This window comes from Kocuria sp. CCUG 69068 (assembly GCF_020833785.1).
GTDB classification, from domain to species: Bacteria; Actinomycetota; Actinomycetes; order Actinomycetales; family Micrococcaceae; genus Kocuria; species Kocuria rosea.
The window spans coordinates 20969-28576 of sequence record NZ_PDDL01000041.1 but is presented as its reverse complement, the minus strand read 5'-3'; the positions used below and the strand labels follow the sequence as shown (position 1 = coordinate 28576).

Annotated in this window: 8 protein-coding genes; 4 read left to right on the top strand and 4 right to left on the bottom strand. The window is 74.0% G+C overall.

What is annotated here, in order from left to right:
• Positions 1-736: MBL fold metallo-hydrolase (locus tag CRM73_RS09810; RefSeq protein WP_229587540.1), on the top strand; the 736-nt coding region annotated here is incomplete at its 5' end.
• Here the strand turns inward: CRM73_RS09810 and CRM73_RS09805 are convergent.
• Positions 733-1518 (bottom strand): potassium channel family protein, encoded by a 786-nt coding sequence (locus CRM73_RS09805; RefSeq protein WP_229587539.1) that lies wholly within the window; start codon positions 1516-1518, stop codon positions 733-735. The two genes, CRM73_RS09810 and CRM73_RS09805, sit on opposite strands and share 4 nt — an antisense overlap.
• A 122-nt stretch (positions 1519-1640) precedes the next feature.
• Here CRM73_RS09805 and holA point away from each other — a divergent pair, with 122 nt between their 5' ends.
• A complete protein-coding gene (gene holA / locus CRM73_RS09800; RefSeq protein ID WP_229587538.1) occupies positions 1641-2642 on the top strand; it encodes a DNA polymerase III subunit delta in 1002 nt (333 codons plus the stop codon).
• Between the two features lie 114 nt (positions 2643-2756).
• Here holA and rpsT read toward each other — a convergent pair whose 3' ends face one another.
• Together rpsT and CRM73_RS09790 are read right to left on the bottom strand one after the other, a co-directional pair.
• Positions 2757-3017 carry a 30S ribosomal protein S20 gene (rpsT, locus tag CRM73_RS09795; RefSeq protein WP_017833968.1) on the bottom strand — a complete coding sequence of 87 codons (261 nt, stop codon included), beginning with the start codon at positions 3015-3017 and terminating at the stop codon, positions 2757-2759.
• 200 nt (positions 3018-3217) lie between these two features.
• Entirely contained in the window at positions 3218-3793 is a 576-nt protein-coding gene (locus CRM73_RS09790; RefSeq protein WP_176338199.1) for a type II toxin-antitoxin system PemK/MazF family toxin, read from the bottom strand.
• 169 nt (positions 3794-3962) lie between these two features.
• Here CRM73_RS09790 and lepA point away from each other — a divergent pair, with 169 nt between their 5' ends.
• Together lepA and hemW are read left to right on the top strand one after the other, a co-directional pair.
• Positions 3963-5819, top strand: coding sequence for a translation elongation factor 4 (lepA, locus tag CRM73_RS09785; RefSeq protein ID WP_035928464.1), 1857 nt, complete (start codon positions 3963-3965; stop codon positions 5817-5819).
• On the top strand, positions 5819-7063 hold the full coding sequence (gene hemW / locus CRM73_RS09780; RefSeq protein WP_109244397.1) for a radical SAM family heme chaperone HemW: 1245 nt from the start codon (positions 5819-5821) through the stop codon (positions 7061-7063). Before lepA ends, hemW begins: the two co-directional genes overlap by 1 nt.
• Positions 7064-7138: 75 nt before the next feature.
• Here hemW and CRM73_RS09775 read toward each other — a convergent pair whose 3' ends face one another.
• Positions 7139-7603, bottom strand: coding sequence for a DUF4870 domain-containing protein (locus CRM73_RS09775; RefSeq protein WP_109244398.1), 465 nt, complete (start codon positions 7601-7603; stop codon positions 7139-7141).
• Between the last annotated feature and the right edge of the window lie 5 nt (positions 7604-7608).

The window sequence follows — 7608 nt, the reverse complement described above, 5'->3', positions numbered from 1 at the left end:
CCTCCTGCGCACCGCACCGGGCCGTGCCGTCGTCGTGGACACCGGCCCCGACCCGCAGGCCCTGGCACGGTGCCTGCGGCGCAGCGGGGTGGAGCACCTGGACCTCGTGGTCCTCAGCCACGCCCACGCCGACCACACCGGAGGCCTGCCCGCCCTCGCCCGGCACGGGCGGATCGGCGAGGTCTGGTACGCCACGGCGGCCGCGGCACCGCCGGACGGGCTGACCGACGCGCTGCCCGGCGCCCCGGCCCGCCGGCCGGCCCCGGGGGAGACCCGGACGCTGGGCGGACTGCGCCTGACCGTCCTCGCCCCGGCACCGACCGCGCCGGGGCGCTGGAGCGACCCGTCCTCCGCCGACGAGAACAACGCCTCCCTCGTGCTGCGTGCCGAGCTCACCGGCGAGGACGGCGGGTCCACCTCCTGGCTGCTCACCGGGGACCTCGAGGAGGAGGGCGCACGCGCCCTCCTGCGCACCGCCGGGCCGCTCGTCGACGTCGACGTGCTCAAGGTCTCCCACCACGGCGCCCGCAACGGCGGCACCGCCGTCATCGACGCGGCCGGACCCCGGCTGGCCGTCGTCTCCGCCGGCCGGGACAACGACTACGGCCACCCCCACCCCCGGATCCTCGACCACCTGCGCACCCGGGGGATCCCCCTCGTGCGCACGGACGAGCACGGCAGCGCCTATATCCTGCGCGAGGGGGGCCGAATCCGTGCCGTCCCCGCCGAGCCTTAGTCCGCCGGCCCCCGGACCACCGTCCCGGGCCCCGGCGGGTCCTCGCCCCCCGCCCCCCGGTCCGGGGGACCCGGCCCGCGCTCCTCCCGCCGGCGCACCTGCTCGGTCAGCTCCGCCACCTGCGCCCGCAGCGCCGCGACCTCCGCGGCCGGGTCACGGCCCCCGCGGGCGGCCACCGCCTCCACCAGCCAGGAGGCCAGCAGAGCCGTGACCAGACCCAGCACCCCCACACCGCCCAGCATCAGGACCACCGCCACACCCCGGCCCAGCACGGTGACCGGGTACAGGTCCCCGTAGCCCACCGTGCTCATGGTCGTGACCGTCCACCAGGCGGCGTCCCCGAAGCTCGTGATGCCCGCCCCGGGAGCGCCCCGCTCGGCGTCCAGCACGGCCAGCGAGCCGACCACGCCCAGCAGCAGCGCCCCGCCGGCCAGGTGCACGGCCACCCGCCCCCGCAGGTCCGCCGAGGCCCGCCGGTTGACGACGAGCACCAGGGCGACCAGCCGCACCAGCTCCAGCTGCCGGAGCACCGGGAAGACCAGCACCAGCAGGTCCAGCAGATGGCGGGAGACGAACTCCCGCCGGTCCCCGGCCCGCACCAGGCGCACCACGTAGTCCCCGACGAACAGCGCCCACACCCCGCCCAGCACCACCCGGCACGCCAGCACGAGCCGCGGCTCCAGCCCCGGATCCAGGATGGGCCACGCCCACGCCACCAGGAACACGACGGCGGCCCCCGTCAGCACCCGCCCGGCCACCCGTTCCCCGCGACCCCTCCGCATGCCACGATCATGACCCCACCACCCGGGACCACGCCACCACATGTCGCCCGGACGTGGGAAGCTGGAGACCACCCCACCCAGCAGGCGGCCCCGTCCGGCCGCCACCACAGGAGGACGCGGCCATGACCCCACCGAGGCGCCCCGCACCCACCGCCGGACCCACCTGGCGCGACGTCGAGCCCACCCCGCTCATCCTGCTCACCGGCCCCGAGGACTACCTCGCCGCCCGCGCCCGCGACCGCGTCCGCACCGCCCTCAAGGACCGGCGCGGCCCCGTCGAGCTCTCCACCGTCGACGGCGCCGCCTACGCCCCCGGACAGCTCGCCGCGCTCGCCAGCCCCTCCCTGTTCGACGACGCGAAGCTCATCCACGTCAGCAACCTCGCCGCCATGAACGACGACTGCCTCGCCGACGGCCTCGCCTACGTCCAGGCCCCCGACCCGGACGTCGTCGTGCTCTGGGAGCACAGCGGCGGCAACCGCGGCAAGAAGCTCCTCGACGCCCTCAAGGCCGCCGGCGCCGCCGTCGTGGAGTGCAAGCCCCTCAAGAACGACCGCGACAAGACCGACTTCATCGTCACCGAGTTCCGCACCCACCGGCGCCGCATCGACCCCGACGCCGCCCGCGCGCTCGCCGCCGCCGTGGGCAGCAGCACGGCCGAGCTGGCCGCCGCGTGCGCCCAGCTGCTGTCCGACGGGCCCGAGAGCATCAGCTTCGACGACGTGGAGAAGTACTACGGCGGGCGCGTGGAGGCCACCGCGTTCAAGGTCGCGGACGCCGCGCTGGCCGGACGCGCCGAGAGCGCCCTCAAGCTGTGGCGCCAGGCCCTCGACACCGGGGTGGACCCCGTCCCGATGGTCGGGGCGCTGGCCGCGAAGCTGCGCACGATCGCCCAGGTGCACGGGACCCGCGGCGGCGCGGGTCAGCTCGCCCAGCGGATCGGGGCGGCCCCGTGGATGGTGGAGCGGGCGCAGGAGGAGTCCCGGCGCTTCTCCGAGGAGGACCTCGTGCGGGCGCTGCGGGCGCTGGCCGAGGCCGACGCCCAGGTCAAGGGCGAGGGGCGGGACCCCGCCTACGCGGTGGAGCGGGCGATCACGACCATCGCCCTGTCCGGCCGCCGCTGAGCGGCGGTCCCCGGGCCGGACGGGCCCGGGGACGACGGAGGCCCCGTCCCTGAGCGGGACGGGGCCTCCGTGCGGCCCGCCGGAGCGGCGGGCGCGGTTCGCGGGGAACCGGGATCAGATCTTGGCGACCAGCTTGGCCAGGCCGGACTTCTTGTTGGCCGCGTTGTTCTTGTGCAGGACGCCCTTGCTGACGGCCTTGTCGAGCTTGCGGGAGACGACGCGCAGGGCGTCCTGGGCGGTCTCCTTGTCGGAGGCGCCGACGGCCTCGTCGACGCGGCGGACCAGCGTCTTCAGCTCGGACTTGTACGCGTTGTTGCGCAGGCGCGACTTCTCGTTGGTGAGGTTGCGCTTCTTCTGGGACTTGATGTTGGCCACGTATAACTCCTTGGCGATGGGTGCGGAATTCGGTCAGTGAGGGCAAACAGGACAGCCATGTGACTGAGTGGGAGTGGGGACGCCCGTGTGGCGACCGTCCTGCAGTGCCCGACGACCAGCGCGGACACACAGCAGAAAAGTCTAGCAGACCGCGCCCCGCCGCCGGGCGGCGCCGACACGGGCGGTCCTGAGCCGCCGGCTCAGCCGCGCAGGCGGTGGAGCCGCCCGGCCACCCGGTCGAAGAGGGGCTCGGGCAGGACCGCGCCCTCGCGCCGGACGTCGGCGGGCAGCACCTGGACCACGCGGTCGAGCTTGACCTCGGACGGCCGGCCCCGCGGGTCCCACGGCCCCGTCCCGACGTCCACGTAGTCCGGGTCCTGCGCCAGTCCATTGCTGCGGTCCCGGGAGGTGAGCATCAGGCACAGCAGGTGGTCCCCGGCCCGGTCCACGACCAGCACGGGCCGGTCCTTGCCGCGGCGGTGGTCCTCCTCGAAGGGCACCCAGGTCCACACGATCTCGCCGGGATCGGCCTCGCCGTCGGACAGCGGCCGGTAGACGGGCCGCACCGGACCCGTCCAGTCCCCGGGGTAGGGGCGCGAGAGCCCCGCGGGGAGGCCGTCGCCGGCCCGGGACGGCACGGTGGGCCGGGGCCGCGCGGACGGCGAGGCGGTGCGCCGGCCCGGCCGGGAGGGCTCCGGGCGGCGCCGCCCGGAGCGCTGGTAGGCGTCCACGGCGCGGGCGGCGAGCCGGGTCAGGGTGCCGAGGTTGAGCTTCATGCGACCACTCTAGCCAGGGGCCCTCCGGCGCGGCCGGGGCCCCCGCGGGCCGAAATGGCTCTCCATGACCGAACGTGGGAAACTGGACAGTTGAATCCCCGGCGCGGTCCACCCGCCGGTAGCCCCAGGACCTGCCGGAAGCGACGTTCTCCCGGAGAAAGGACCGCCCGTGTCACCGCTGGCCGTCAATGCCCCGGTTCCCGCCTCGACCGACCCGTCGATCCTCCGAAACTTCTGCATCATCGCCCACATCGACCACGGGAAGTCCACGCTCGCGGACCGGATGCTGCAGGCCACCGGCGTGGTCACCACGCGGGAGATGAAGGCCCAGTACCTGGACCGGATGGACATCGAGCGCGAGCGCGGGATCACCATCAAGTCCCAGGCGGTGCGGATGCCCTGGAACGTGGGGGGCACGGACTACGCGCTGAACATGATCGACACCCCGGGCCACGTGGACTTCACCTACGAGGTCTCCCGGTCCCTGGCCGCCTGCGAGGGCGCGCTGCTGCTGGTGGACGCCGCGCAGGGCATCGAGGCGCAGACCCTGGCGAACCTGTACCTGGCCATGGAGAACGACCTCACGATCATCCCGGTGCTGAACAAGATCGACCTGCCCGCGGCCCAGCCGGAGAAGTACGCCCAGGAGCTCGGCAACCTCATCGGCGTGGACCCCGAGGACGTGCTGCGGGTCTCCGGGAAGACCGGTGAGGGCGTCGAGGCGCTGCTCGACCGGATCGTGGAGCTGGTCCCCGCCCCGCAGGGGGACGCGGACGCGCCCTCGCGGGCCATGATCTTCGACTCCGTCTACGACACCTACCGCGGCGTGGTCACCTACATCCGCGTGGTCGACGGCAAGCTGACCCCGCGGGAGCGGATCCGGATGATGTCCACCGGCGCGCAGCACGAGCTGCTGGAGATCGGGGTCATCTCGCCCGAGCCGAAGCCCACGGAGGGGCTCGGCGTGGGCGAGGTGGGCTACCTCATCACCGGGGTCAAGGACGTGCGCCAGTCCCGGGTGGGGGACACCGTGACCAACCACCAGCGGCCGGCGGCCGAGAACCTGGGCGGCTACGAGGACCCCAAGCCGATGGTCTTCTCGGGGCTGTTCCCCATCGACGGCTCCGACTACCCGGTCCTGCGCGACGCCCTGGACAAGCTCCAGCTCAACGACGCCGCCCTGGTCTACGAGCCCGAGAACTCCGCGGCCCTGGGCTTCGGCTTCCGGTGCGGGTTCCTGGGCCTGCTCCACCTCGAGATCGTCCGGGAGCGCCTCGAGCGCGAGTTCAACCTGGACCTGATCTCCACGGCGCCCTCCGTGAGCTACAACGTCACCCTCGAGGACCGCACCGAGCGCGCGGTCACGAACCCCTCCGAGTTCCCCGAGGGCAAGATCGCCGAGATCCGCGAGCCCATGGTGGCCGCGACGGTGCTGGCCCCGTCCGAGTTCATCGGCGCGATCATGGAGCTGTGCCAGTCCAAGCGCGGTCAGCTCAAGGGCATGGACTACCTCTCCGAGGACCGGGTGGAGCTGCGCTACCGGCTGCCCCTGGCCGAGATCGTCTTCGACTTCTTCGACCAGCTCAAGTCCCGCACCAAGGGCTACGCGTCCCTGGACTGGAAGGCCGAGGGCGAGGAGGCCGCGGACCTCGTGAAGGTCGACATCCTCCTGCAGGGCGAGCCGGTGGACGCCTTCAGCGCGATCACCCACCGGGACAAGGCGTACGCCTACGGGGTGATGATGACCGGCAAGCTGCGCGAGCTCATCCCGCGGCAGCAGTTCGAGGTGCCCATCCAGGCGGCCATCGGCTCCCGGGTGATCGCCCGCGAGAACATCCGGGCGATCCGCAAGGACGTGCTCTCCAAGTGCTACGGCGGCGACATCTCGCGCAAGCGCAAGCTGCTCGAGAAGCAGAAGGAGGGCAAGAAGCGGATGAAGATGGTCGGCCGGGTGGAGGTCCCCCAGGAGGCGTTCGTCGCGGCGCTGTCCTCCGACGAGTCCGGGGCGAAGGACAAGAAGAAGTAGTGGCCCCCGCCCAGCCGGAGGGCCTGCCGGGCCCGCTCGACGGACTGCTGCCGCCCTCCGCCGCGGTGGGCTCCGCCGACCGCACGCTCAGCCTCTACGTGCACGTGCCGTTCTGCGCGGTCCGGTGCGGCTACTGCGACTTCAACACCTACACGGCCGTGGAGCTCGGGGCGGGGGTGTCCCAGGACGCCTACGCCGGGGACGCCGCGGCGGAGGTCCGCTGGGCGCGCCGGGTGCTGGAGGACTCCGGGGTGGCCCCCCGCCCGCTGCACAGCGTGTTCTTCGGCGGCGGCACCCCCACGCTGCTGCCCGCCGAGGACCTCGCCGCGGTCCTGGCGCAGGCCGCGGAGAGCTTCGGGCTCGCGGCGGGCGCGGAGGTGACCACCGAGGCCAACCCGGACTCCGTGACGCCGGAGTCCCTCGCGGTGCTCGCGGCGGCGGGGGTGACCCGGGTGTCCTTCGGGATGCAGTCGGCCGTCCCGCACGTGCTCGCCGTCCTGGACCGCACGCACGACCCGGACAACGTGCCGCGGGCCGTGCGGTGGGCGCGCGAGGCCGGCCTGGGCGTCAGCGTGGACCTCATCTACGGCACCCCGGGGGAGTCCCTGGCCGACTGGGAGCACTCGGTGCGCACGGCGGTGGGCTACGAGCCCGACCACGTCTCCGCGTACTCGCTGATCATCGAGCACGGCACGAAGCTCGCGGCGCGGATGCGGCGCGGGGAGGTCCCGCCGATCGACGAGGACGACCAGGCCGACAAGTACGAGCTCGCGGACCGGGTCCTCGCCGAGGCCGGCTTCGAGTGGTACGAGGTGAGCAACTGGGCCCGGCCCGCCGAGGGCGCGGACGCCGGTGCCCACCGCAGCCGGCACAACCTCGCCTACTGGCGCAACCAGGACTGGTGGGGGATCGGGCCCGGGGCGCACTCGCACGTGGGCGGGACGCGCTGGTGGAACCTCAAGCACCCCGTGCCCTACACGAACCGGGTGCGCGCCGGGCAGTCGCCGGCGGCCGGGCGCGAGATCCTCGACGCGGACACCCGCCACCTCGAGCGGGTGATGCTGGAGGCCAGGATCCGCGACGGCCTGCCCACGACCGCCCTGGCCGGCGGCGGGCGGACCGCGGTGGCCGGGCTGATCGCCGACGGGCTGGTGGAGCCCGCGGCGGCGCTGCGCGGCTCGCTGGTGCTGACCCTGCGGGGCCGGCTCCTCGGCGACGCCGTGGTGCGGCGGCTGCTCGCCTGACGGGGGCACCCCGGCCGGGGCGCCCGCACGAGGAACGGATGCGTCCGTCAGGGACGTCCCCGGCGCGGACCGGGATCAGCCGCGCGCGGCGCGCCCCCGGGACCGCTCGCGGAGGCGCTCGACGAGCCGGTCGTAGAGCCGGGTGTTGAAGCGGTAGAGGTGCGGTTCGCCGCGGTTGACCCGGACCCCGCCGATCAGGGAGCCGACGGCGAGCAGCAGCCACGCGGCGGCGGCGGCGAGCGCGAAGAACCAGCCGATGAACGGCACCGGGGCGAACAGGATCCCGGTGACCACCACGAGGGTCGGCAGCAGGGTGAAGTTCATGGCCTCCATCGACTCCTGCTCCGTGAACGGGCCGCGCCCGCGGAAGACGCGGTGGACGAGGAACGAGGGGAGGAAGCCGATGACGCCGCCGAAGTGCGCCAGGGTCGCCCACTGGTGGTCCTCGGTGACGGTCAGCGGCTGGGCCACGGGGGAGAGGCCCTCGAACGGGGCCCCGGCGTCGTCGCGGCTCGGTCGGGGGTCGGTCTGCACGGGCACGGATG